This is a genomic window from Pseudarthrobacter phenanthrenivorans (assembly GCF_000813845.1).
GTDB classification, from domain to species: Bacteria; Actinomycetota; Actinomycetes; order Actinomycetales; family Micrococcaceae; genus Arthrobacter; species Arthrobacter phenanthrenivorans_B.
In genome coordinates, this window is the sequence record NZ_JWTB01000011.1 from 59,121 (window position 1) to 83,063 (window position 23,943).

Consider the following 23,943-nt stretch of genomic DNA (forward strand, 5'->3'; position numbering starts at 1 on the left):
AATGACCAACCTGAACGCCGTCGACCCGGCAGCCGTGGCGCAGGACGCGCACCTGGAAAGCGCCGACGTCGTCATCGGCAAGACCACCATCATCTTCCGCCGCTTCCTGCGCAACAGGACCGCAGTGGCCGGCCTGGCCATCTTCCTGGCCCTGACCCTCTTTTCCTTCATTGGCGGATTCTTCACCCAGTGGGACAAGGAAACCATCGACCCCTTCAGCATCGGAATGCCCCCGTCCGCCGAGCACTACCTCGGCACCTCCCAGGCGGGAATCGACCTCTATGCGATGACGGTGGAGGGCACCCGGATCTCCATCCTGATCGGCCTGGTGGTGGGCCTCGTGTCCGTCCTGATCGCCGCCGTCTACGGCTGCACCATGGCGTACTTCGGCGGCAAGGTGGACAAGGTCATGCTGTTCGTCCTGGAGGCGCTGATCATGATGCCCGCCCTCCTGGTGGTGGCCGTCGCCACCAGTGGCGGAGGCGCCGGACTGAAACGCGACCTTCCTTCCTGGCTGCTGCTCATCATCGTGCTGCTGGTCTTCAGCTGGATGGGCACGGCCCGCCTGATCCGCTCCATGTCCATGTCCCTCATGCAGCGCGACTTCGTCAAGGCGGCCCAGTACATGGGCGTTCCTCCGCGCCGGATCGTCTGGCGCCACCTGGTGCCCAACATCGGCTCGCTGCTGATCCTGGACATCACCCGCGGCGTCACTGCCGCCATCCTCGCCGAGGTGGCCTTCTCCTTCATCGGCATCGGCATCAAGGTGCCCGATGTGAGCCTGGGCGTGCTGATCGGCCAGGCCACCTCCCAGGTCTCAACCTTCCCCTGGATGTTCTGGGTTCCCCTGGCCGTCATGTTCCTGCTGACCGGATCCCTGGCCATGATGAACGACGGCCTGCGGGACGCCTTCGACCCCACGTCCAGCTCCACCGGCAAAGCCAGGAAGACCAAAGCCCGGACACTCCGCACGGAAAAGAAGACGGCATGAGCAGCGAAACCACCACCGGAGCCACCGGGCCCGCACGGACCGAGGTGGAGCGCCTGCACGTGGCAGGCCTGCATGCGCCGGCTGACGCCGTCCTGTCCGTCAGGGACCTGAATGTCCGCTTCAACTCCGAAAACGGCGTGGTGCACGCCGTCCGGGGCGTGGACTTCGACCTCATGCCCGGGAAGACCCTGGGCATCGTGGGAGAGTCCGGGTCCGGCAAATCCGTCACGTCCCTGGCCATCATGGGGCTCCTGCCGCCCACGGCGCAGGTCTCCGGTTCCGTCCGGCTCACGGGGCAGGAACTGCTGGGACTCAGTGACAAGGCCATGTGCGGCTACCGCGGAAACGACCTCGCGATGGTGTTCCAGGACCCGCTCTCCTCTCTGACTCCCGTGTTTACCGTCGGCACCCAGATCATCGAAGCGCTGACCATCCACAACCCCGCCATGAGCAAAAAGGCCAAAGAAGCCCGCGCCGTCGAACTCCTGGCGATGGTGGGGATCCCCAGCCCCAGGGAACGGTTGAAGGCCTTCCCGCATGAATTCTCCGGTGGCATGCGCCAGCGCGTCATGATCGCCATCGCCATCGCCAACAACCCGCGCGTCCTGATCGCCGATGAACCCACCACGGCCCTGGACGTCACCATCCAGGCACAGGTGCTCGAGGTGCTGCACACGGCGCAGGAGGAAACCGGTGCCGCCGTCGTCATGATCACGCACGACCTGGGCGTCGTGGCCGGCATGGCGGACGACATCATGGTCATGTACGCCGGCAAGCCGGTGGAAACCGGGGCAGTGGACGACATCTACTACAACCCGCGGATGCCGTACACCATGGGCCTGCTTGGCGCCGTGCCGCGCGTGGATGCCGCGGAGAAGTCCTCGCTCGTGCCCATCGAGGGCATGCCGCCCAACCTGCTCACCGCCCCCACCGGCTGCTCCTTCGCCCCCCGCTGCCCCCTGGCCTCGGACGCCTGCCTGGAGGGTGAGCCGGCCCTGGCACCGGTGGATGGCGGCGCAGGCCACCGGGCCGCCTGCATCAAATCCGAATCACTCGGCGGAACCGTCGATGTCCACGACGTGTTCGCCGCCCCGCCGGTCCCGGTGTCAAGATTCGACGCGATTCCCCGCGCCGAGCGGACTACGGTGCTGCAGCTCAACAACGTGCGGAAGCATTTCCCGCTGACCCGCGGCGCCCTCATCAAGCGCCGGATCGGCACCGTCAAGGCCGTCGACGGCCTGAGCTTCGACATCCGCGAGGGGGAGTGCTTCTCCATCGTTGGCGAGTCTGGATCGGGCAAGACCACCACGCTCCTGGAAATCATGGAGTTCCATCCCGACCAGGACGGCGAGGTGGTGATCGGCGGGCTCAGCAACAAGCAGGCCGCCGATGCAAAGACCAAGGGCAGGATGCGCCGGGAACTCCAAATGGTGTTCCAGGACCCCACCGGCGCGCTGGACCCCCGGTTCACGGTGTACGAAGTCCTCGCCGAACCCCTGCAAAACGCGGGCATGGACAAGGCGGCGATCAAGAAGCGGATCATGGAGCTGATGAAGCTCGTGGGCCTCCAGCCGGACCACGTCAACCGCTTCCCCAACCAGTTCTCCGGCGGCCAGCGGCAGCGCATCGGCATTGCCCGCGCCCTGGCCGTCAACCCCAAACTGGTGGTCCTGGACGAGCCGGTCTCCGCCCTCGACGTGTCGGTCCAGGCCGGTGTCATCAACCTCCTGGACCACCTGCGCGCCGAACTGGGCCTGAGCTACCTGCTGGTGGCCCATGACCTTTCCGTGGTTCGCCACATCTCCAACCGCGTTGCGGTCATGTACCTGGGCAAGATCGTGGAAATCGGTGAGGTTGACAGGGTCTTCGACAACCCCCGCCACCCCTACACCCGGGCCCTGCTCTCCGCCATTCCGGTACCCGACCCGCACCTGGAACGCACCCGCGAACGCATCATCCTCCAGGGTGACCTGCCCTCGCCGCTGCAGGCGCCCAAGGGCTGCAATTTCGCCACGCGGTGTCCTGTCTTCGCGGCGCTGCCGCCGGCCAGGCAGGAGAAGTGCCTCACCCTGGAACCGCCGCTGGAAGCCGCGGCATCCGCCACGGACCAGCAGTTCGCCTGCTTCTACCCGGACGGGGAACTGGATGAGGACATGCTGGTGGTCCACGAAACGGCGGACCATGCCCCCTAGGACTTTTCGACCCCACAAGCACCACCACTCGCATCACAATGAAGGGAAAACCATGAGGAAACTGAACAGGATCGGCGGAGCTGCAGCCATCGCTGCTGCCCTGGCGCTGACGGCCTGCGGCGGTGGCGGTGCCAGTGGCCCCGAAACCGCAAAGGGACAGGAATCGGGAAGCGACCTGTCCAAGCTGATCAGCATCAACGAGAAGCCGGCCGCCGATCTGCAGCAGGGCGGCAAAGTCACCCTTCCGCTCGGCAACATCGGCCCGGACTTCAATGGGTTCTCCAACAACGGCAACAGTGCGGACAACTCCGCCCTGCAGATCCCCATGAACCCTGTCGCCATGAACAGCGGCGGCATCGGCGGCTGCTGGAAGGTTGACTTCAAGGGCAAGGTCACGCCCAACACGGACTTCTGCGAGTCGGTGGACAGCGTGGTCAAGGACGGCAAGCAGACCATCACCATCAAGGTGAACCCCAAGGCCACCTACAACGACGGCACCCCCATTGACGTCAAGGCCTTCCAGAACACGTGGAACATCCTCAAGAGCGCCGACGCCGGGTACGACATCGTGAGCTCGGGAGCCTACGAATTCGTTGACTCCGTTGAGGCCGGCAGCAGCGACAAGGAAGTCATCGTCAAGACTTCCCACCCGGTCTTCCCGGTGGATTCCCTCTTCTTTGGACTCATCCACCCCGCCGTCAACACACCCGAGATCTTCAACGAGGGCTTCAACGGCAACCTGCACCCCGAGTGGATGGCCGGTCCCTTCAAGCTGGACCAGTACGACACCGCAGCCAAGACCGTCACCATGGTGCCGAACGACAAGTGGTGGGGCCAGAAGCCGGTCCTGGCCAACGTGACCTTCCGCCAGCTTGAAACCAGCGCCCAGATCGCCGCGTTCAAGAACGGCGAGATTGATGCCATGTCCGCCAACACCATCTCGCTCTACAAGCAGCTGGACGGCACCAAGGACTCCGAGGTCCGCCGCGGCCAGCGCCTCTTCGCCGGCGGCCTCAACCTGAACGCCCAGCGCATCACAGACGTCAACGTCCGCAAGGCCATTTTCGCCGCCGTCGACCGTGAAGCCCTTCGCAAGGTCCGCTTCAACGGATTGAACTGGGAAGAGCCGAGCTCCGGCTCCATGATGCTCCTGCCGTTCTCGGACTACTACCAGGACAACTACCCGGTCAAGGAAACCGGTCCCGAGGCCGCCAAGAAGGTCCTCACCGACGCCGGCTACACGGCCAACGCCAACGGCATCATGGAGAAGGACGGCAAGCCCGCCGCCTTCAAGATCAGCAACTTCGGTGACGATCCCACCACCCTGGCCGTGGCCCAGACCCTGCAGAAGCAGCTCCAGGCCGGCGGCATGGATGTGGGAATCGACCAGCGCGCCTCCGCCGACTTCGGTAAGGTCCTGGGCAGCCGCGAGTTCGACCTGAGCATCTCCGGCTACACCGTTGGCCCCGACGCCACCGATGCCGTCAAGCAGTACTACGACTCCAAGGTCAACGAAAACAAGCTGGGCGACGCCGAGCTGGACAAGAAGATCGCCGACCTCGCTTCCATCGAGGACAACGCTGCCCGCAACAAGGCAGCCATGGACGTGGAGAAGGAGCACATGGCCAAGTACTACTCCATGGGCGTGGTCTTCAACGGACCGCAGATTTCCTTCGTCCGCACCGGCCTTGCCAACTACGGCCCGTCCCTGTTCAAGAGCACCTCGCAGGTTCCGGACTGGACCACCATCGGCTGGGAGAAGAAGTAACACCACCACCGGCGGCCTGACCGCCACGAAACCGGCATCCCTGGCCATCAGGGATGCCGGTTTTTCGTTTCTTCCGGTCCTTTCCGGACCGTGTTGAGCCGGGGGTAGCGTAGCTTCCATGACCGGAACTGAACAGGACCCGCGGACCATCCGCACCGCCGTCGTGGGCTACGGGCTGGCGGGCAGCGTCTTCCACGCGCCGCTGCTGGCGGCCAACCCCAACTACTCCGTGGACATGGTTGCGACGTCCGACGCCGGGCGGCAGGCGGCTGCCTCATCCCGCCTTCCGGGGGCGGAGGTGGTGCGCGACGGCGCCGCAGTCCTCGGGCGGGCAACGGACCTTGACCTGGTGGTCCTGGCCACGCCGCCGGCCACGCATTATCGGCTGGCCAAGGCTGCGCTGGAGGCAGGACTGGATGTGGTGGTGGACAAGCCGTTCACGGTCACCAGCGCCGAAGGGCGGGAGCTGGTGGACCTGGCGCGGCAGCTGGGCCGGGTACTCACCGTGTTCCATAACCGGCGGTGGGACGGGGACTTCCTGACGCTGCGCAAGCTGCTGGCGGCCCAGGCGCTGGGCAGCGTCACGAGGTTCGAATCACGCTTTGAGCGCTGGTCCCCGGCCATCAGCAAGGCGTGGAAGGCGCGGGCCACGGCCGCCGACGGGGGCGGCGTCCTGTTCGATCTTGGCAGCCACCTGATCGACCAGGCTTTGCAGTTGTTCGGTCCGGCCACCGTGATGCACGCCGAACTGGCGGCTCACCGGTCCGACGAACGCGCTGACGATGACGTCTTCCTGGCGCTGCGGCACAAGTCCGGAGTGATCAGCCATCTGGCCATGAACGTGCTCTGCCCGCAGGAGGCACCCCGATTCCGGGTGCTGGGCTCCATCGGCGGATTCACCAAGAACGGCGTGGACCCGCAGGAGCCGTACCTCGCGGCCGGCGGCAGCCCCCTGGACGGGGAGTACGGTGTCGAGGCGCCCGAATGGGCCGGCCTCCTGGGCCGCGACGGCCACCTGGACAGGCTCCCCACCGAACGTGGCAGCTACCCGGAGTTCTACCGCATGCTGGCAGCCAAGATCCTCGACGGCGGAGCAGAGTCGTCGCTGCCCCTCCCCGTAGATCCCGGGGACGCGGTCGAGGTCCTGAGAATCATTGAGAGTGCAAGGGAAAAGGCCACGTTAGGGCCTTAAAGCCGGAACGGCAGCCATCCAGAAAGCGTGCGTCAAAGCGACGAAGGAGCAGCACGCGTTGGATGACTGCCGTTCAGGCGGCAACAGGGCCTAGGCCGAAACCAGTTCGTGCCAGTCCGCGACGAGGGGCAGGCCGTGGGCTTCGGACACGGAGTGGTGTGCCACGTGGCCGGCGGCGATGTTGAGCCCGGCAGCGAGGGCGGGGTCGCGGTCGAAGGCGGCCTTGACGCCCAGGTTGGCCAGGGACACCGCGTAGCGCAGGGTGACGTTGGTCAGCGCGTAGGTGGAGGTGTTGGGCACGGCGCCGGGCATGTTGGCAACGCAGTAGAAGATGGTGTTGTGCACCTTATAGGTGGGCTCCTGGTGCGTGGTGGGGTGGGTGTCCTCGAAGCAGCCGCCCTGGTCCACCGCGATGTCCACCAGGACCGAGCCGGGCTTCATCCGGGCCACGAGATCGTTGGTGACCAGCTTGGGGGCCTTGGCGCCCGGGATCAGGACGGAGCCGATGACCAGGTCGGCGTCCACCACGGACTTTTCGATTTCGTACTTGTTGGAAGCGACCGTCTTCAGCCGGCCCTGGTATTGGGCGTCCAGTTCGCGCAGGCGGTTGATGTTGATGTCCATGATGGTGACGTCGGCGCCGAGGCCCAGGGCCATGGCTGCGGCGTTCGTCCCGGCAACACCGGCGCCCAGGACAACCACCTTGGCGGGGCGGACACCGGGCACGCCTCCCAGCAGGACGCCCTTGCCGCCGGCCGGCGCCATCAGGGAGGTGGCACCCACCTGGACGGACAGGCGCCCCGCGACCTCGGACATCGGGGCCAGCAGCGGCAGGGACCGGCCCTCCTGCACGGTTTCGTAGGCGATGGCGGTCACGCCGGAGTTGATGAGCTCCTTGGTCAGCTCCGGCTCGGCGGCCAGGTGCAGGTAGGTGAAGAGGATCAGGCCCTTGCGGAAGCGGTGGTACTCGGACTTGATGGGCTCCTTGACCTTCATGACCATGTCGGCACGGGCCCAGACGTCGTCCGCTTCGTTGACGATTTCGGCGCCTGCGATCGAGTATTCCTCGTCGGTAATACCTGATCCCAGCCCGGCGCCGCGCTCCACCAGGACGGTGTGCCCGTGGGTGAGGAACTCGTGGACGCCGGCGGCGGTGATGGCCACGCGGAACTCGTTGTTCTTGATCTCTTTGGGGACGCCGATGATCATCGTCTGCTCCAATGTAGGGGGCCGGTAGGCCGGAAAAGGGGAAGGAATTTCGTGTTTCAACGATAAATCCGGTTGTGAGCCAGCCGACATGAGCCGGCGTTCCTCCCTCCATGGAAGCCCCGGAATCACGCGGATTTTCAGACTGCTACCTCGACAGGTGTCGTGCCCTGGGGCGTCAGGTGTCGCCTCGTGTCCGTTCGTCCCGCGCTGCGCCGAGGCAGTAGTGTGGGCGCATGCAGCAGCAGGGTGTGGAAGAGCTCGTCGAGCAGGTGGCGCAGAAGCTGGGGCGCGGCCTCTCGCTGGAGGATCTGGACGGCCTGCTGCTGGCCTACAGCTCCAACCAGTCCCACGCCGACCGGGTGCGGGTGAATTTCCTGTTGAGCAAGAAGGTTCCGGCGGATGTGAGCGCGTGGCAGCTCTCGCATGGGATTGCCACCGCCGTGCGGCCGGTGGTGGTGCCCGCCAACCCGGACCTGGGCATGCTGGGCCGGGTATGTGTTCCGTTGATGGTGCGGGGCTTCCGGGTGGGGTACCTCTGGGTGCAGCAGGACTCGGCGGAGGAAAGCCCGACGGCGATCCTCACCCAGCTGCCGGCCGTCAGCCACGAGCTCGAGCTGCTGTCCGGGCTCCTGCTCGACTCCAACACGGCCGAATCCGAGTTCCGGCGGAGCCGGGAGCGCGAGTTCCTTTCGGCCTGCGCGGGTGAACCCAACGCCGTGGCGGCCGTCGCGGGCTGGAAGGAAGTCCAGGGCAGGGGGCCGTGGCAGATGGTCACGGTGCTGGACGCGGACGGCTGGGCAGGCGGCCCGGACCCCATCGCCTCCACCCTGATCCACCGGTCAACGGCACTGCAGGCAACGGTGGGCATGGACGCTGCACTGTTCAGCGCCGGGACCGAAACCCACTCGGTGGTGCTGTTCCGGGATTCCACCGGAAGGGCCAACCATGCCCAGCTCCTGGTGCACTATCAGCTTGAGTTGGCCAAGCGCTCCGGCCGGCCCGTGCAGCGGATCATCCTTGGCATCAGCGAAGGCTTCGCCAAGACCCGCCAGCTCTCCGAGGCCTACCGCCAGTCGCGGGTGGCGGCGCAGGCGGCCGCGGTGGACCCGCAGCTCGGCGAGCTGGTGGACTGCCGGGCCACGGGCGTGTACCAGCTGCTCGCCTCAGCCGGGGGAGGGGTGGGGGCCTGGGCCGATTCGGGATCGGTGTACTTCCGCAAGCTTGAGGACCATGACCGCAACGGCGAGCTGATCCCGGTCCTGGAACTGCTGTACGACAACGACGGATCGGTCCAGGATGTGGCCGGCAAGCTCCACCTGCACCGCAGCAGCATCTACAACCGGCTGGGCAGGATCCGGCAGCTGTTGGGTGTGGACCCGCTAAAGGGGATGCCCCGCCTGGAACTGCACGCTGCGCTCAAGATGCGCCGTTGGGCAGGGCGGCCGCGGATCTAGGGCCGGGCGGACGGGTCCGCGGCGGCGAAGGACCTGATGGCATCCGCCACCGCGCCGGGGCGCAGGTGCTGGGCCACATGTCCGGCGCCCGGGATTTCCATCAAGGTCCCCTGCGATGCGGCCCGGGAGAGTCCCAGCGACCACTCCCGCCCTGCCACGGAGTCGTGGCTGCCGCGCAGGACCAGTACGGGAACGTCGACGCCGGGCAGTCTCTTTTCGGTGGGGTAGGCCATCATCACGGGCAGTTCCGTGAAGTACCAGCGCGGCCCGCACCGGAAATAGTCCGAGAACACGATCCAGTTGGAACTGGCGTTTTCCCGCAGGAGGGCGTCGAGGAACAGGGCCAGGGCCTGCCGCGGAACGTTGCGGTGCCGGGCATCCACCACCGGGCCCATGAGGACCAGTTTCTGCACCCGGGCCTGCGCATAGAGCGCGGCTTCGATGGCGAACTGAACGCCCATGGAGTGCCCCACCAGGATGTAGGAGCGGATGCCGCTGGCCTTCAGGGCCTGGGCGATGAACGCGCCGTAGTCCTCGACCGACAGCTGCCGCCCGGGCCGGGGCGTCCCTGCGAAGCCGGGCAGGTCGAGGGAATAGACGTGGGCGGTGCGGGCGAGGTCATGGTGCAGCCGCGCCAGGTAGCGGTGCGACACGCCGATGCCGTGGATCAGGATAAAGGCGGGTGCCTCGTCGATTGCCCCCGTGCCGCTGCCCGGCGGGGGTGTCCCGCCGGTCCAGAGGATCCGGCCGGTCAGCCCGTTGGCGTCCACGGCGGCGGCCTGAAGCTGCGGCTCTTTCCGGGACCGCCCGGGTCCGATCCGCACTATGCTCCCGCGCCGGCGTCGCCGTTGCCGGCGGCCTCCGCGGCGCGTTTCTGCTTCTGTGTCTCAAGCCAGGCCATGATGGCGGCCTGGCGGATCCGTCGGTGCGACCCCCGGTACTCCACGGGGATCTCGCCGCGGTCCGTCATGTTGCGCAGGTAGGTGTGCGAGATCCCGGCGAGCTCGGCGGCTTGGGAGGTGGTGAGCATCTCTTCCACGCTGCTGACCGTCACGGTTTCGCCTCGGCTAAGACGGGCCAGGAGATCCACGACGGCGTCCCTCGCCTGGGTGGGCAGGCGGTGGACGGTGCCGTCCACGAAGACGGTGATGTCCGTGCCGCCGGTGAGGGCACGCGCGAGGCTGAGGGCCTCGTCCTCGGGCAGGCCGGCCGTAACGCGGGGTGTTACCAATGCCATGGAGGTAGCCTATCCCGCCCGCGCCGGCCTGCCCGGCAAGGCGTCAGAGGCCCAGTTCGTCCAGGACCGGCAGTTTCTCCCGCACCCAGGCCCGGGCTTCGGTGGCGCTCGGAGCGGACAGGGCCAGCTTGGCCAGTTCCTGCGCTTCCGAGAGGGTCACCGTCTTGAGTACTGCCGCCACGGCAGCGAGGGAACGCGCCGTCATGGACAGCGTGCTGACGCCAAGGCCGGTCAGGACGACGGCGAGGGCAGGGTCTGCCGCTGCCTCGCCGCAGACGCCCACCGGCTTGTTGTGCCCTTCCGCGCGGGATCCTTCCACCGTCAGCCCGACGAGCCGCAGGACGGCCGGCTGCCAAGGGGTGTTCAGGTTGGCGAGCGGGCCGAGCTGGCGGTCCGCGGCCATGGCGTACTGGGTGAGGTCGTTGGTGCCCAGGCTGGCGAAGCTGACCTCGCGCAGGATGGCTTCGGCGGTGAGGGCCGCGGACGGGACCTCCACCATGACGCCGGGGGTCTTGATGCCGGCGTCCGCACACATCGATGCGAAGCGGGAGGCCTCCTCGGCGGTGGAGATCATGGGGGCCATCACCCAGACGTCAGCCTCGGACTGCTGCTGGGCCAGGGCGATGGCTTCCAGCTGCCGGTCCAGGACGCCGGGCGTGGTGAAGTCGGTGCGGTAGCCGCGGACACCAAGGGCCGGATTCGGCTCGGTGGAGTCCGTCAGGAAGGGCAGGGGCTTGTCCGCGCCCGCATCCAGCGTCCGGAGGACCACCTTCTTGCCGGGGAAGGCATCGAACACGCTCTTGTAGGCAGCAGCCTGCTCCTCCACGGAGGGCTCGGTGTCCCGCTCCAGGAAGCAGAACTCGGTGCGGAAGAGGCCCACGCCCTGGGCGCCCAGCTTCGCTGCCGCTTCGGCGTCCTTGCCGCCGCCCACGTTGGCGAGCAGGGGCACTTCGTGGCCGTCCGCCGTCGTGCCCGTGCCGTTGAACTTGGCCAGCAGCGACGCCGTGGCAGCCCAGGCCTCCGCTGTTGCCCGGAGGGAGTCATCGGGAGCGGCCGTGATGAGGCCGGCCGCGCCGTCCACGTACACTTCGGTGCCGTCCGGGAGGTCATCGACGCCCACCGCGGCAACCACGGCGGGCAGGCCGAGGGACCTTGCAATGATGGCTGTGTGGGACTGCGGGCCGCCGCCGGCGGTGACCAGCGCCAGGACTTTGTTGGGGTCCAGCGTTGCCGTGTCAGCGGGCGCCAGGTCCTCCGCCACCAGGACGAATGGCGTGCTGGAGGCGGGGATGCCGGGGGCGGGGACGCCGCGGAGTTCGGCCACGATCCGGGCCCGGACGTCCAGGACATCGGTGGCGCGCTCGGCCATGTAGCCGCCCAGGTTGTGCAGCATCTCGGACACGGACGAACCGGACTCCCAGATGGCGCGTTCGGCAGAGGTTCCCCGGGCCACCAGTTTGGCCGCCCCCTTGATCAGCATGGTGTCCTTGGCCATCAGTGCCGTGGCTTCAAGGACGGCCTTGCCGTCGCCCGTGGCATGGGCGGCGCGGTCCTTCAGCTCGTCGTGCACGGCCTGCGCGGCGGCCTTCAGGGCTGCGGTGGCTTCCTCGGCGGTGGTGCCAGGGGCCAGCTGTTCGCCGGCGGGAGGCTCGCTGATCGGTTTGGGCATCTGGCGGATGGTGCCGATGACACGGCCTGGACTGACGCCTACTCCTGGGAAGTTCTGCACTGAAGGTCCTCATTCTCTGCCGGTAGACAGGCCCGCCAAGTTCTCCGGCGCCATGCCGGGTCCGCCGGAGGACTGCTACGTCCGGGGCGGGAAACGTGCCTGAAAAAATTGTATGTGATTCAGTTCATATAGCAACGCTATAGGTGCTAGGGTAGCGGTTATGAGTTTGGATGGCCAGCTTCCCCCCAAAATGCGGCTGCTCCGTGCTGCCGCGGAACTGCTGGCAAAATCCGCGGGAGCTCCGGTCTCCACCCGCCAGATCACCCAGCTGGCGGGGGTTTCGGCTCCCACGCTGTACCACCACTTCGGTGACAAGGAAGGTCTGTTCGACGCTGTCGTCGCCGCAGGGTTTGAAGAATATGTCGCGGGCGAAAGGGATTTCGCCCCCTCCGGCCAGCCCCTTGAGGACATCCGGAGAATGTGGGACAACCACGTCCAGTTCGGACTGAACCAGCCTGAGCTGTACTTGGTGATGTTCGGCAACATCCGCCCGGAAAGCCGGCCGGCCATTGTGGCCGACGCCGAGGCGCTGATGGAGGAAATGCTGAACAAGGCAGCGGCGGCGGGCCAGCTGAACGTCCAGCCCCGGGAAGCGGCCAGGTCCATCCTGGCGGCCAACGTGGGCGTGACGCTGATGCTGATTGCGGAACCCGCCTCCGAACGGAACCTCGAACTGTCCACCATGACCCGGGACGCCATGATCTTCGCGGTGTCTGCCGAGCCGGCCAGCGGCCCGGCCCCGGGCGGCACCGGGAAGTCCTCGGTGGTGGTGGCAGCGATCGCCCTGAACGCCGCACTTCAGGCCTCGCACTCTGACCAGCTTTCCAGCTCGGAACTCAAGCTTTTCCTCGAATGGCTGCACCGGATCTCCACCAGCCCCGCCGGTTAAGCCAGCAACCCGCACCACCCAGCACTACGTCGTCGTCATCATCAAACCAATCCTGCGGAGCAGCAGGAATGACGGTTAGGAAATCACCATGGCAACAGAGACAGTTGCGAAACCCCGCACCAGCGCGCGCGTGCACGTCCAAAAGTTCGGGACATTCCTGTCCGGCATGATCATGCCCAACATCGGGGCGTTCATCGCCTGGGGCATCATCACCGCCCTCTTCATCGAGAAGGGCTGGCTGCCCGTGCCGCAGCTGGGTGGTTTCGGCGAAACGGGCGGAAAGCCGAACATCGGCCTTGTTGGTCCGATGATCACCTACCTCCTGCCGCTGCTGATCGGCTACACCGGCGGCAAGATGGTCTATGACGTCCGCGGCGGCGTGGTGGGGGCCATCGGCACCATGGGCGTGATCGTCGGCGCCGGCATTCCGATGTTCATCGGCGCCATGATCATGGGCCCGCTGGGCGGCTGGACCATGAAGAAGATCGACTCGATCTGGGACGGCAAGATCCGCCCCGGCTTCGAGATGCTGGTCAACAACTTCTCGGCCGGCATCTGGGGTGCGCTCCTGGCCCTGTTGGGCTTCTACGGCATCTCGCCCCTGGTGACCGCCTTCAGCACGGCCGCGGGCAACTTCGTGCAGTTCCTGGTCCAGAACGGCCTGCTGCCGCTGACCAGCATCTTCATCGAACCTGCCAAGGTCCTGTTCCTCAACAACGCCATCAACCACGGCGTCCTCACCCCGCTGGGCGTGCAGCAGTCCCTGGAGCAGGGCAAGTCCATCCTGTTCCTGCTCGAAGCCAACCCGGGCCCGGGCCTGGGCCTGCTGCTCGCGTATATGTTCTTCGGCCGCGGCGCTGCCAAGGCATCGGCCCCCGGCGCAGCAATCATCCAGTTCCTCGGCGGCATCCACGAGATCTACTTCCCGTACGTCCTGATGCGCCCGCTGCTGATCCTGGGCACGATCGCCGGCGGCATGACCGGCATCGCCACCCTGGCCCTGACGAATTCCGGCCTGGTGGCCCCCGCGGCGCCTGGTTCCATCTTTGCCGTCCTCGCACAGACCTCGCGGGACAGCTACTTCGGCGTGATCCTGTCCGTGGTGCTCGCCGCGACGGTGTCCTTCCTCGTCTCCTCCCTGATCCTGCGCACCACGAAGCACAGCGATGAGGCGGACCTGGGTGATGCCACCTCCCGCATGGAGGCCATGAAGGGCAAGAAGAGCTCCGTTGCCTCCACCCTTACCGGCGCCGGTGCAGGTACCGCCGCAGGCACCACGGCTGCCGGGCGCGGCGGCGTTGGCGTGCTGGCCGGCCCGGTCCGGAACATCGTGTTTGCGTGCGACGCCGGCATGGGCTCCAGCGCCATGGGCGCCTCGGTGCTGCGGAACAAGATCAAGGCGGCCGGCTTCCCGGACGTCAAGGTCACCAACGCCTCCATCGCCAACCTCAGCGACACCTATGACGTCGTGGTCACGCACCAGGACCTCACCGAGCGTGCCAAGCCAGCCACCTCCAGCGCGGTCCACTACTCCGTGGACAACTTCATGAACAGCCCGCGCTATGACGAGATCGTGGAACTGGTCAAGGAAAGCAACACCGAAGGTGGAACGGCCGACGCCGGCACCACCCATGGTGCCCACGCCGCCGACGCCCCGGTGGACGCAACGCCTGCCGCCGCGGGAACAGCTGCAGGTGCAGCGGCGGCCGGAACCTCCGCAGCCGGAAGCCCGGAGATCCTGGCCCGCGAAAGCGTGGTCCTGAACGGCTCGGCCACCACCCGCGACGCCGCCATCGACGAGGCAGGCCGGCTCCTGCTGGCCCGGGGCGCCGTGGACGAGGGCTACATCGCCGCCATGCACGAGCGCGAGGAGTCGGTGTCCACCTACATGGGCAGCTTCCTGGCCATCCCGCACGGCACCAACGCCGCCAAGGACCACATCCGCAAGTCGGCGGTGTCGGTCATCCGCTACCCGGAAGGCATTGACTGGAACGGCAAGCAGGTGAAGTTCGTGGTGGGCGTGGCAGGCATCAACAACGAGCACCTGCACATCCTGTCCTCCATCGCCAAGGTCTTCACCAACAAGGAACAGGTTGCCCGGCTCGAGGCTGCGACGTCCGAGGATGAAGTCCTGGAGCTTTTCGGAAAGGTCAACGCATAGTGAAGGCAGTACATTTTGGGGCCGGCAACATCGGCCGGGGTTTCGTGGGGCTGCTGCTGCATGACGCCGGCTACGAGGTGGTGTTCGCGGATGTGGCCGAGGAACTGATCACCCGGCTTTCCGCCGCTGACAACTACGCGGTGCACGAGGTGGGCGAGAACCCTGCCGTGCGCACCGTGGACAACTTCCGCGCGCTGAACTCCAATGCCCAGGAAGCCGAGCTGGTCGGGGAAATCGCGACGGCGGACATCGTCACCACCGCGGTGGGCCCGCATATCCTGAAGTTCGTGGCGCCCGTGATCGCCAAGGGCATCGTTGCCAGGGAACCCGGCCTGGCGCCCCTGCAGGTCATGGCCTGTGAGAACGCGATCAACGCCACCGACATCCTGGCCAAGGAAGTGGCAGCCCAGCCCGGTGTCACGGCCGCTGTTCTCGACGGAAAGGCGGTGTTCGCCAACACCGCCGTGGACCGGATCGTGCCCAACCAGGAGGCCGGGCAGGGCCTGGACGTCACCGTGGAAACCTTCTACGAGTGGGTTATCGACCGGACCGCCTTCGGGGATGCTGCTCCCGTGATCCCCGGGGCCACCTTCGTTGATGACCTCTCGCCGTACATCGAGCGGAAGCTGTTCACCGTGAATACCGGGCATGCCTCGGCCGCCTACTTCGGTTTTGAGGCGGGGCTGGAGAAGATCTCGGACGCCATGGCGGACCAGGATGTGGCCGAGGACGTCCGCGCGGTGCTCGAGGAGACCAAGCAGCTCCTGGTGGCCAAGCACGGCTTCAGCAATGACGAGCAGGAAGCCTACGTCCAGAAGATCCTGGTCCGGTTCTCCAACCCGTACCTACCGGACACCGTGACCCGGGTGGGCCGTGCGCCGCTGCGGAAGCTGAGCCGGCACGAGCGCTTCATCGGCCCGGCCGCGGAGCTGGCGGAACGCGGCGTAGTGCCCGAAGCCCTGCTGGGCGCCATCGCGGCTGCCCTCCGCTTCAACGATCCGGCCGACGCCGAGGCCACCGAGCTGGCGGCCATCCTCGGATCCGACAGCCCGGCCGATGCCACGGCGAGGATCACCGGGCTCGAGAAGGACCATCCGCTGTTCAACGCCGTTGCCACCCTGGTGGAGGAGCGGCAGGCGGAAATGGCCGGCACCCCCGCCTGACCACTGCCCGGCACCCGCCATCACTTCCTGCGGCTTCTAACGCAACGCGCCATCAGATCCTGCAGGAATTCCGGCAACGCCCCATCACAACGGCGCCGGCACTTACCCAAGTGCCGGCGTCGTTCGGTTCCTGTGCAAAGCTGGGCAGGTGACCCCTGCCGAAGATGCCGTTCCTGCCCTGTTTACCGCCGACGTCGACGGCGGAATGTTCAGACTCCGGCACGCCACCCGGAATGACCTCCCGGCCCTGGTGCAGCTGCTGGCCGATGACGCCCTGGGGACCGGCCGCGAAGCAGCCGCGGACATGGGGCCGTACGAGAGCGCCCTCGACGCAATCGATTCCGACCCGTCCCACCTGCTGCTGGCCGGCGAACTGGTGCCTCCCGGCGGGGAGGGCGGCCCCGTCATTGCCACGTTCCAGCTGAGCTTCCTGCCGGGCCTGTCCCGCCAGGGGGCCTGGCGCTCCCAGCTTGAAGGCGTGCGGGTGGCATCCTCCCTTCGGAGCCAGGGGATTGGGAAGCTGATGGTGGAGTGGGCCATCGCCGAGTCGCGGCGCCGCGGCTGCAGCCTCATGCAGCTCACTACCCACACCAGCCGCACGGCAGCCCACCGGTTTTACGAACGCCTGGGCTTCGAAGCCAGCCACGTGGGAATGAAACTGCCGCTCGAAGGGTGAAGCATTACACCCAGCCTTGACCGTTAGGGTGCCTAAATGTTAGGCTACCTAATGATGAATGCGACAGAAGCCCAGCTGCAGGAACTCGCCAGCGGATTCCGTGAGGCACTCCGCCACAGCGTGTACCTGGTCCGCCGCCTGGATGCCGACGGTGAACTCAGTGCCGCCCAGCTCAGCACCCTCAAGATGCTGCTCGAGGACGGCCAGAGGGTGGGCGAAATCGCGCGCAATCTCGGCGTCAGGGTTCCCAGCGCCACCGAGCAGATCATCAAGCTCGAGCGGGCAGGGCTGGCCCGCCGCGAACCGGACCCCGCCGACTCCCGTGCCGTCCGGGTCATCCTCACGCCCGAAGGCCGCGCCGCCGTCGACTCCGCCAACACCCGGCGGAACCAGGTGATGGCCGGCATCCTCGGCGCCCTCAGCGACCAGGACAGGGATGCGCTGGCCGCAGCCCTGCCGGTCATCGACAAGATCATTAATGCAGCCCAGAACAGCTGACTACCCCACGACCTTAGGAGCACCCTCCATGGACGGCCAGCTCGCAGAAACCCTGCCGGCACCAGAATCAACCTTGCAGGCCGAAAAGGCCTCCTTCCTGAAGCAGCCAAAGGCGGTGTGGGCCACAGCCCTCGCCGCCGTTTTCGCCTTCATGGGCATCGGCTTGGTGGACCCCATCCTCCCCGCCATCGCCACCAACCTGGAGGCAAGCCCCAGCCAGGTCTCCCTGCTCTTCACCAGCTACTTCCTCGTCACCGCACTGGCCATGCTGATCACCGGGTTTGTGTCGTCCCGGATCGGCGGCAAGAAAACCCTGCTGATCGGCCTTGCCGTCATCGTGGTCTTCTCCTCCCTGTCCGGCCTGTCCGGCAGCGTGGCTGAACTCGTCGGCTTCCGCGCCGGCTGGGGACTGGGCAACGCCCTGTTCGTTGCCACCGCGCTCGCCGTGATCGTCGGCGTGGCCAGCGGCGGCGCCGGAACCGCCATCATCCTTTATGAGGCAGCACTGGGCCTGGGCATTTCGCTCGGCCCGCTCCTGGGCGCGCTCCTGGGCGGCTGGCAGTGGCGCGCACCGTTCTTCGGCACCGCCGTGCTGATGGCGGCGGCCTTCATCGCACTGATTGCCCTGCTGCCCGCGACGCCGCTCCCAGGGCGCAAAGTGCGGCTGCGGGATCCCCTGCTGGCACTCGGCCACAAGGGACTGCGCACGACGGCCGCCAGCAGCCTGTTCTACAACTACGGCTTCTTCACCATCCTGGCATTCACCCCGTTCATCCTGGGCATGGATGCGTACGGCATCGGCGGGGTCTTCTTCGGCTGGGGCGTGGCCGTGGCCGTGTTCTCCGTCTTCGTCGCCCCGATCCTGCAGAACCGCTTCGGCGCTGTCAAGGTGCTGGCCGGGACCCTGTTCCTGCTGATGCTGGACCTGGCCGGGCTGGGACTGGCAGCCGGACACTCGGTGCCGGCCGTCGTCGTCCTGGTGATCGTGGCCGGTGCCCTGCTGGGCATCAACAACACCATCTTCACCGAACTGGCCATGGGCGTATCCGACTCACCCCGCCCCGTGGCCTCCTCCGGCTACAACTTCGTCCGCTGGATGGGCGGCGCGCTGGCACCGTTCGCCGCCGCGCAGCTGGGCGAGCACTTCGGCCCGCAGGTGCCCTTCTTCGCCGGAGCCGCGGCCATGGTGGTGGCCATCCTGATCGCCGTGGGCGGCCGCCGCTACCTGTCCTCCCACGAACCGCACGTGGTCTAGGCAGCCGCACAACAAGAAACCCTCCATCACACCAGGTGATGGAGGGTTTCTTGTTTTCCGCCGAAAGCTGATGGGGCGTCGAAGGAAAAGCAGCAGGAGGTGATGGGGCGTCAGTTCGCCTTGGCGGATCCCTTGGGCACGAACAGCGTCTCCGCCTGCTCCAGGGACATCCCGTTGGTTTCGGGCACCTTGAACATCACGAAGAAGAAGGATGCCGCCGCGAACAGGGCGTACATGGCGTAGGTCAAGGGCAGCGATCCGGCGGCCATCACCGGGAAGCTGAGCGTGATGGCAAAGTTCGCCACCCACTGCGCGGCCGCGGCCAGGCCCAGGGCCCGGGCGCGGATCCTGGACGGGAAGATCTCGCCCAGCAGGACCCACACCAGCGGGCCCCAGGACGCCCCGAAGCTGACCACGAACACGTTGGCGGCCACCAGGGCCACCGGGCCCCAGGCGCCGGGGAGGGTGATGTTTTCGCCATTGCCGGTGGCCGAGGAGAAGGCAAGGGCCATGGCGGCCAGCGACACTGCCATTCCCACGGAGCCGGCGAGAAGGATGGGGCGCCGGCCAATGCGGTCCACCAGGGCGATGGCCACCAGGGTGACCAGGATGTTGGTGATGGAGGTGGCAACCGAGATGGCCAGCGAGTCCTTCTCCTGGAAGCCGACAGCCTTCCACAGGGTGGTGGAGTAGTAGAAGATCACGTTGATGCCCACGAACTGCTGCAGCACGGACAGGATGATGCCCACCCAGACCACAGCCTGCAGCCCGAATGCCTTTCCGCGCAGGGAGCCTTTCTGCCCGGCCAGCTTGTCTTCCTCAATGGCTTCGCGGATGTCGCGGATGTGCCGGTCCGTGTCCTCGGCAGGAGCGATCGAGGCGAAGACCTTCCGGGCCTCGTCCTCTTTGCCCTGGAACACCAGGAACCGCGGCGATTCGGGCAGCGTGAAGGCCACCCAGCCGTAGACGACGGCGGGAACGGCGGCGGCAAGGAACATCCAGCGCCATGCCTCGATGCCGAGCCAGAAGGACTGGTCCGCTCCGCCGGCGGTGGTGGCCAGGAGTGCGTCGGAGAGCAGGGCGGCGAAGATGCCCGTGGTGATGGCCAGCTGCTGCAGGGACGCGAGGCGGCCACGCACCTTGCGCGGCGAAATTTCGGAGATGTAGGCCGGGGCGATCACGGAAGCGAGCCCGATGCCCAGGCCGCCTACCAGGCGCCAGAAGACCAGGTCCCACACCCCGAAGCAAAAGCCGGTACCGACGGCGCTGACCAGGAAGAGCAGGGCGCCCAGCTTCATGGCGGGGATGCGGCCGTAGCGGTCTGCCACCTTGCCGGCCAGGAAGGCACCGGCGGCGCAGCCCAGCAGGGCGATGGCAACGGCGAAGCCGGTCACGGCCTCGGAGAGGGCGAACTCTTCCTTCATGGCGTCCACCGCGCCGTTGACCACGGAGGAGTCAAAGCCGAAAAGGAATCCACCCACCGCCCCCGCGAGCGCCAGCCAGATCACCCGCCGTGGAATGCCGGTTGTGGTCTGCTCCTGTGCAGTGGGCATGGTTCTCCCTGGGTTTGGGGGTTTATGGATTGCGGTGCGGACGTCGTCGGCTGCGGTACCGGCCGGAAGGGCCGGCGCACACGCGCTAAACAGTGTGGCACGTCACCGGCGCAGGTTCCACTTGGCGCCTTCGGCCCCCCTTAACGCCGGACGACGACGGCGGGCCGTGCCGCCGTCGTCGTCCGTTCCTGCGCTCCGCTTGGTTGTTCGGGGCTAGTGCGCCGGGATCTGCATGTTGTCCTTGTCCTGCGGGGACGCCTTCTGGTCCGTCAGCTTCTTCCGTGGCAGGGCGAAACTGATCAGGAACGCCAGGCCGGTCAGCACCGCCGCCGTCAGCATCACCGCGTCGATGGAGCTGGCGAAACCTTCGGTGATGGGCCGGGTCAGGGTGCTGTTGGCGGTGTGCAGCCAGCTGGTGTCGTTGAGGGAATCGTTGGAGGCGCCGTTCTTGAAGAAGTCGTACAGCTTCGCGTTGGCGGGGTCTGCGGCGACCGCCGGGTCCTTCAGGACAGCGAGGTAGGCGGGGTCGGCTGTTGCTGTCTTCATGCCGTCGGCAATCTTGTCAGCGGCCAGGCTGAACAGCATGGAGATGAAGACGGCGGTTCCCACGGCACCGCCCATGGAGCGGAAGAATGCGGCCGAGGAGGTTCCCACGCCCATGTCCCGCGGCGGCACCGAGGTCTGCATGGCCAGGGTGAGCGGCTGCATGCAGAAGCCCAGGCCAACACCAAAGAACACCGCAATCAGGCCCGGAACCCAGAGTGCCGTATCCACCTGGAGGGAAAAGCCCATGACCAGGGCGGCGGCGGTCAGGATGCCGGTCCCCATGATGGGGAAGATGCGGAACGTGCCGGAGGCCGAAATGGTGCGGCCGGCGGTGATGGACCCGAAGAGGATGCCCACGGTGAATGTGATCATCATCAGGCCTGCCTCGGTGGGGGTGAGGCCCTTCACCAGCTGCAGGTACATGGGGAGCATGGCGATGGCACCGAACATGCCAATGCCGATGATGAAGTTCAGCAGCGAGGACAGTCCGAACGTGACGTTGTGGAAGAGCCGCAGCGGGATCAGGGCGTAGTCGCCGGCCCGCTTCTCCGCCAGCAGGAACCAGGCAATGCCCACCACGCCCAGGCCGTAGCAGAGGAAGGAGTTCGTTGAGGTCCAGCCCCAGCTGCGGCCCTGTTCAGCCACCAGGAGGAGCGGGACGATGGCCACGGTGATGGCCGCGGCACCCCAGTAGTCGATCTTCTGCTTCAGGTGCTTGGCGGGCAGGTGCAGGAACAGGAACACCACTGTCAGGGCTGCCAGGCCGATGGGGATGTTGATGAAGAAGACCCAGCGCCAGCCGTCAAAGCCCAGGATGTTTGCCGAACCTGCGAACGCGCCGCCCACCACCGGGCCCAGGACCGAGGAGATGCCGAAGACGGACATGAAGTAGCCCTGGAACTTGGCCCGGTCCTTCAGCGAGACGATGTCGCCGATGATGGTCAGCGCCAGGGCCAGCAGGCCGCCGGCACCCAGGCCCTGGATGCCGCGGGCAATGGCCAGTTCGGTCATGGAGTGCACCGATCCCGCGTAGAGCGAGCCCACCAGGAAGATGGCGATGGCGGCCAGGTACAGGGGGCGGCGGCCGAAGATGTCGCTCAGCTTGCCGTACAGCGGCGTGCTGACGGTGGAGGTGATCAGGTAGGCGGTGGTGGCCCACGCCTGCAGGGAGAGCCCATCCAGGTCGTTGGCGATGGTGTAGATGGAGGTCGAGACAATGGTCTGGTCAAGGGATGCCAGGAACATGCCCAGCATCAGGCCCACCATTACTGTGACGATCTGGCGTTGCGTCAGGGTTTCGCCGACGCCGGACGCGGCAGTGGCTTTGGACATGGGTGCTCCAAGGGGAAGAAAAGGATATAAGCAGCGATAGTTGCTTTCAGTAACTATCTTACCCGCACTTCTATTCCCCGCCCAGCAAAGTTTCCCGGCCCGGCAAAGTGTGCCCGCGGGCGTGCGCTACGGCTCCACGAGGATGCCGTCCGGATCGCACCAGACGGTGGCTCCTGGCCGGAACGTCACGCCGTCGATCACCACATCCACGTCAACTTCGCCCGCCCCGGCCTTCAGGCTCTTCTTCGGGTTGCTGCCCAGGGCTTTCACCCCGAGGTCCAGTCCGGCAATCGCCGCCCGGTCGCGGATGGCGCCGTTGATCACGACGCCGGCCCAGCCGTTCGTCACGGCACTTTCGGCGATCATGTCCCCCATCAAAGCGGTCCCCAGCGATCCGCCGCCGTCCACCACCAGGACCGCCCCGTTGCCCGGCGATCCTAGCGTGGCCTTGACCAGGGCATTGTCCTGGAAGCAGCGGATGGTCCGGACCGGTCCGCTGAAGTGGGAGCGTCCACCCAGGGACTGGAACTGCAGGGACACCGATGCCAGTTCGTCGCCGCGCTCATCGTAGAGATCGGCGGTGTTCACGGCCGGAGCGGATCCGTTTCCTGCTGGTGTTGCCACGTGGCTCTCCTCGCATAGTGGTGGGTTATGCACATCCTGCGCCTGCCGCAGGGCGGCGCGTTACCGCCCACGATAGTCTGGTCCCACCGCCAACCGGCCGCACCAGGGGGAGCATGCCATGAGTCTGTCCAGCACGCCTGCCCCGGACGGTGCGTCTGCAGGAGAGGGCACCACGCCAGCGCTCGCAGAGCCGGTGGAAAAGGTCACCGCCCGCTGGGTGACCGGGCTGGTGCTGGTCAACGTGGGTATCAACGCCGCATTCTTCGGCCCCATCAATGTCTTCATCGGCCAGCAGGCCATCAGCATCGACGCGCCCGCCAAGGAAGCCATCCTGTCCCTGGTCACGGCCTGCGGCGCGGCCGTGTCCCTGGTGGCCAACCCCCTCTTTGGCGCCCTGTCGGACCGGACCACGTCACGCTTCGGCCGGCGGGCGCCGTGGGTTCTGGCCGGGGCCGTCCTGGCCACCGCAGCGCTGGTGGCCATGTCCTTTTCGGCCGCCGTGGCACTGATGGTGCTCTTCTGGTGCCTGGTGCAGTTGGGCGCCAACGCCGCCTACGCTGCCATCACCGCGGCCGTCCCGGACCGGGTGCCCGTCATCCAGCGCGGGGGAGTGGGCGGGCTGGCCGCAATGGGCCAGACCCTCGGCATCCTCACCGGGGCGGTCTTCGGGGCCGTGGTCTCAGGAAACTTCATGGTGGGTTACTGGCTCTGCGCGGCCGCGCTGCTGCTGTCCGTGCTGCCGTACCTCTTCCACCCGAACGATCCCGCCCTGCCCAGGAATGAACTCGAGGCCTTCAGGCCGCGCACATTCATCCGCGGCTTCTACATCAGTCCCTTTATCTATCCCGACTTTGCCTGGGCGTGGCTTACCCGCCTCCTGGTCAACGTGGGCAACCAGCTCACCATCGTCTATCTGCTCTTCTTCCTGCGGGACATCATCCACCATGAGGATCCCGCCACCGGCGTGCTGGTCCTGACCGGGATCTACGCGGTCATGGTGATGGTCACCGCCGTGCTGGCCGGCCCCTGGAGCGACAGGGTGGGCCGGCGTAAGCCGTTCGTCATCGCTTCGTCCGCCACCATCGCCATGGCCGGGGCCATCATGGCGTTCTTTCCGGTGTGGCCGGGCGCGCTTGCAGGGGCTGCCGTGCTGGGAATCGGTTTCGGCGCCTACCTGGCCGTGGACTTTGCCCTGCTGACCCAGGTCCTGCCTTTCGCGGTCAACCGGGGCAAGGACATGGGGGTCATCAACGTGGCCAACTCGCTGCCGCAGGTGGTCGCTCCGGGACTGGCCCTGCTTGCCGTCACCCACGGGGGCGGTTACCGGACCCTGTTCCTCACGGCCGCCGTGATTGGCCTGCTCGGCGCCGTCTTCGTGGTGAAGATCAAGGGCGTTGACTGACTCCGGGGGCGCCGGTTGGTAAGCCCGCTGACTAATTAGGGCACGTGCCTGTGCCGTATAGTTGAACCGGAC

Annotated in this window: 19 protein-coding genes; 12 read left to right on the plus strand and 7 right to left on the minus strand. The window is 66.7% G+C overall.

Going from position 1 to position 23,943, the window contains the following annotated elements:
• Position 1 precedes the first annotated feature (1 nt).
• From RM50_RS05835 to RM50_RS05850, 4 genes are all read left to right on the plus strand, one after another.
• Complete coding sequence (locus tag RM50_RS05835) at positions 2-991, plus strand: ABC transporter permease (RefSeq protein ID WP_043450859.1); 990 nt, start codon at positions 2-4, stop codon at positions 989-991.
• Positions 988-3,183, plus strand: coding sequence for a dipeptide ABC transporter ATP-binding protein (locus RM50_RS05840; protein ID WP_043450860.1), 2,196 nt, complete (start codon positions 988-990; stop codon positions 3,181-3,183). Before RM50_RS05835 ends, RM50_RS05840 begins: the two co-directional genes overlap by 4 nt.
• A 52-nt stretch (positions 3,184-3,235) precedes the next feature.
• A complete protein-coding gene (locus tag RM50_RS05845; protein ID WP_043450861.1) occupies positions 3,236-4,951 on the plus strand; it encodes an ABC transporter family substrate-binding protein in 1,716 nt (571 codons plus the stop codon).
• Positions 4,952-5,069: 118 nt separating this feature from the next.
• Complete coding sequence (locus tag RM50_RS05850) at positions 5,070-6,143, plus strand: Gfo/Idh/MocA family protein (protein ID WP_043450862.1); 1,074 nt, start codon at positions 5,070-5,072, stop codon at positions 6,141-6,143.
• A 90-nt stretch (positions 6,144-6,233) separates the two neighbouring features.
• On the opposite strand, the gene ald is transcribed toward RM50_RS05850, so the two are convergent.
• Positions 6,234-7,352, minus strand: a complete 1,119-nt coding sequence (gene ald / locus RM50_RS05855; protein WP_043450863.1) for an alanine dehydrogenase — start codon at positions 7,350-7,352, stop codon at positions 6,234-6,236.
• A 233-nt stretch (positions 7,353-7,585) separates the two neighbouring features.
• Between ald and RM50_RS05860 the strand changes: the two genes are divergently transcribed.
• Positions 7,586-8,806, plus strand: coding sequence for a PucR family transcriptional regulator (locus tag RM50_RS05860; protein ID WP_043450864.1), 1,221 nt, complete (start codon positions 7,586-7,588; stop codon positions 8,804-8,806).
• Here the strand turns inward: RM50_RS05860 and RM50_RS05865 are convergent.
• Genes RM50_RS05865 through ptsP form a run of 3 tightly spaced genes read right to left on the minus strand, consistent with a single transcriptional unit; the run spans position 8,803 to position 11,772 of the window.
• On the minus strand, positions 8,803-9,630 hold the full coding sequence (locus RM50_RS05865; RefSeq protein ID WP_240471897.1) for an alpha/beta fold hydrolase: 828 nt from the start codon (positions 9,628-9,630) through the stop codon (positions 8,803-8,805). The genes RM50_RS05860 and RM50_RS05865 overlap by 4 nt on opposite strands.
• Positions 9,630-10,043 carry a helix-turn-helix domain-containing protein gene (locus RM50_RS05870; RefSeq protein WP_043450866.1) on the minus strand — a complete coding sequence of 138 codons (414 nt, stop codon included), beginning with the start codon at positions 10,041-10,043 and terminating at the stop codon, positions 9,630-9,632. The genes RM50_RS05865 and RM50_RS05870 overlap by 1 nt, the downstream gene beginning before the upstream one ends.
• Before the next feature lie 43 nt (positions 10,044-10,086).
• A complete protein-coding gene (gene ptsP / locus RM50_RS05875; protein ID WP_043450868.1) occupies positions 10,087-11,772 on the minus strand; it encodes a phosphoenolpyruvate--protein phosphotransferase in 1,686 nt (561 codons plus the stop codon).
• A 160-nt stretch (positions 11,773-11,932) separates the two neighbouring features.
• Between ptsP and RM50_RS05880 the strand changes: the two genes are divergently transcribed.
• The 6 genes from RM50_RS05880 to RM50_RS05905 all read left to right on the plus strand — a co-directional run bounded on the left by RM50_RS05880 (position 11,933) and on the right by RM50_RS05905 (position 18,414).
• Positions 11,933-12,661, plus strand: coding sequence for a TetR/AcrR family transcriptional regulator (locus RM50_RS05880; RefSeq protein WP_043450869.1), 729 nt, complete (start codon positions 11,933-11,935; stop codon positions 12,659-12,661).
• A gap of 88 nt (positions 12,662-12,749) precedes the next feature.
• Positions 12,750-14,822, plus strand: coding sequence for a PTS mannitol transporter subunit IICBA (locus tag RM50_RS05885; RefSeq protein ID WP_043450870.1), 2,073 nt, complete (start codon positions 12,750-12,752; stop codon positions 14,820-14,822).
• On the plus strand, positions 14,822-15,985 hold the full coding sequence (locus RM50_RS05890) for a mannitol-1-phosphate 5-dehydrogenase (RefSeq protein WP_043450872.1): 1,164 nt from the start codon (positions 14,822-14,824) through the stop codon (positions 15,983-15,985). The genes RM50_RS05885 and RM50_RS05890 overlap by 1 nt, the downstream gene beginning before the upstream one ends.
• 178 nt (positions 15,986-16,163) lie before the next feature.
• Positions 16,164-16,661: a GNAT family N-acetyltransferase gene (locus RM50_RS05895; RefSeq protein ID WP_430929389.1), complete on the plus strand. Its 498-nt coding sequence runs from the start codon at positions 16,164-16,166 to the stop codon at positions 16,659-16,661.
• Positions 16,662-16,715: 54 nt separating this feature from the next.
• On the plus strand, positions 16,716-17,159 hold the full coding sequence (locus RM50_RS05900) for a MarR family winged helix-turn-helix transcriptional regulator (protein ID WP_043450925.1): 444 nt from the start codon (positions 16,716-16,718) through the stop codon (positions 17,157-17,159).
• Between the two features lie 28 nt (positions 17,160-17,187).
• Positions 17,188-18,414, plus strand: a complete 1,227-nt coding sequence (locus RM50_RS05905) for an MFS transporter (RefSeq protein ID WP_043450874.1) — start codon at positions 17,188-17,190, stop codon at positions 18,412-18,414.
• Between the two features lie 110 nt (positions 18,415-18,524).
• Here RM50_RS05905 and RM50_RS05910 read toward each other — a convergent pair whose 3' ends face one another.
• From RM50_RS05910 to rraA, 3 genes are all read right to left on the minus strand, one after another.
• Entirely contained in the window at positions 18,525-19,967 is a 1,443-nt protein-coding gene (locus tag RM50_RS05910) for a sugar porter family MFS transporter (protein WP_043450876.1), read from the minus strand.
• A gap of 213 nt (positions 19,968-20,180) precedes the next feature.
• Positions 20,181-21,845 carry an MDR family MFS transporter gene (locus tag RM50_RS05915; protein ID WP_043450877.1) on the minus strand — a complete coding sequence of 555 codons (1,665 nt, stop codon included), beginning with the start codon at positions 21,843-21,845 and terminating at the stop codon, positions 20,181-20,183.
• Between the two features lie 126 nt (positions 21,846-21,971).
• Positions 21,972-22,469, minus strand: coding sequence for a ribonuclease E activity regulator RraA (gene rraA, locus RM50_RS05920; protein WP_082006994.1), 498 nt, complete (start codon positions 22,467-22,469; stop codon positions 21,972-21,974).
• A gap of 118 nt (positions 22,470-22,587) precedes the next feature.
• Here rraA and RM50_RS05925 point away from each other — a divergent pair, with 118 nt between their 5' ends.
• Positions 22,588-23,871 (plus strand): MFS transporter, encoded by a 1,284-nt coding sequence (locus RM50_RS05925; protein ID WP_043450880.1) that lies wholly within the window; start codon positions 22,588-22,590, stop codon positions 23,869-23,871.
• The last annotated feature ends 72 nt before the right edge of the window (positions 23,872-23,943 follow it).

Coding starts and splice junctions, on each gene's coding strand:
- RM50_RS05905 (WP_043450874.1), top strand. CDS start 17,188: ATGGACGGCCAGCTCGCAGAAACCCTGCCGGCACCAGAATCAACCTTG.
- RM50_RS05910 (WP_043450876.1), bottom strand. CDS start 19,967: ATGCCCACTGCACAGGAGCAGACCACAACCGGCATTCCACGGCGGGTG.
- RM50_RS05850 (WP_043450862.1), top strand. CDS start 5,070: ATGACCGGAACTGAACAGGACCCGCGGACCATCCGCACCGCCGTCGTG.
- RM50_RS05915 (WP_043450877.1), bottom strand. CDS start 21,845: ATGTCCAAAGCCACTGCCGCGTCCGGCGTCGGCGAAACCCTGACGCAA.
- RM50_RS05845 (WP_043450861.1), top strand. CDS start 3,236: ATGAGGAAACTGAACAGGATCGGCGGAGCTGCAGCCATCGCTGCTGCC.
- ald (WP_043450863.1), bottom strand. CDS start 7,352: ATGATCATCGGCGTCCCCAAAGAGATCAAGAACAACGAGTTCCGCGTG.
- RM50_RS05870 (WP_043450866.1), bottom strand. CDS start 10,043: ATGGCATTGGTAACACCCCGCGTTACGGCCGGCCTGCCCGAGGACGAG.
- RM50_RS05840 (WP_043450860.1), top strand. CDS start 988: ATGAGCAGCGAAACCACCACCGGAGCCACCGGGCCCGCACGGACCGAG.
- RM50_RS05880 (WP_043450869.1), top strand. CDS start 11,933: ATGAGTTTGGATGGCCAGCTTCCCCCCAAAATGCGGCTGCTCCGTGCT.
- RM50_RS05885 (WP_043450870.1), top strand. CDS start 12,750: ATGGCAACAGAGACAGTTGCGAAACCCCGCACCAGCGCGCGCGTGCAC.
- RM50_RS05900 (WP_043450925.1), top strand. CDS start 16,716: ATGAATGCGACAGAAGCCCAGCTGCAGGAACTCGCCAGCGGATTCCGT.
- RM50_RS05925 (WP_043450880.1), top strand. CDS start 22,588: ATGAGTCTGTCCAGCACGCCTGCCCCGGACGGTGCGTCTGCAGGAGAG.
- RM50_RS05860 (WP_043450864.1), top strand. CDS start 7,586: ATGCAGCAGCAGGGTGTGGAAGAGCTCGTCGAGCAGGTGGCGCAGAAG.
- RM50_RS05835 (WP_043450859.1), top strand. CDS start 2: ATGACCAACCTGAACGCCGTCGACCCGGCAGCCGTGGCGCAGGACGCG.